The 739-nt window shown below is 44.4% G+C and carries 1 protein-coding gene and 1 pseudogene; both read right to left on the reverse strand.

Translation table 11 applies throughout. The features are described 5' to 3' along the window. Window positions 1-128 (reverse strand): annotated as a pseudogene (locus R7Q11_RS26060) (alpha/beta hydrolase); the annotation flags it as partial. Between the two features lie 102 nt (window positions 129-230). Then, the coding region (locus R7Q11_RS26065) for a TetR/AcrR family transcriptional regulator (protein WP_225466987.1) at window positions 231-739 on the reverse strand (509 nt) is incomplete at its 5' end.

Genomic DNA, 739 nt, shown 5'->3' on the forward strand with positions numbered 1-739 from the left:
TTCTTCGCATGCGATGGGGCTAATGTGTGGTGCAAGCGGGTACTGATGTTGACGAGACTGCGCTTCACACTAAAACGCTGCGAGGTATTAAAATAGATTTTCTCACTCATGATCTTTTCCTTAGTTATCAGCACACTTAGCAAAAATAGAACGGTCGTGCTTTTTACGCTGATAAGAAAGAGCGAACTCTGTCGCTCTTTAAAATGAATCTTCGTTACCCGTAGACGGTGTTAACCTCTCCATCGAGCAAGCAAGTTGTCGATGCCTTGCCAAAATAGGCGTAAGCTCTCTTCCTCACCTTTGATCGAATAGAAAACATGCGCGCTCAGGTACTGCCCGTATAAATCGAACGTCGCCTGACGAGTATCTAAGTCGCTTATAAACTCTTGGTTTTCTTTGCCTTTCGCAATTTGAATTTCTAGATAACTTAACCAAGTATCAATCGCTTTACGTAATGCCGCTTGTAACGGACAATTTTTGTCTGCGGCATCATTCCACGCATCAAGGAACATACAGCTGCCTTGAAATGAATGGTTCCACGTCATCCAAGAATCCAACAACCCTCGGATTTTCCGCTCAATATTGCCATCACCAAGCCCACGTGCAGGTTCAATCACTCTTTCAGCAAACACTTGGTTTGCGTACTCAAGCACGGAAAGCTGCAAATTCAACTTGGAATTAAAGTGAGCAAACAGACCACTTTTGGACATGCCACACTGCTTCGCTAGTTCGCCAATGG

The sequence above is a fragment of the Vibrio sp. 970 genome (genome assembly GCF_033339075.1).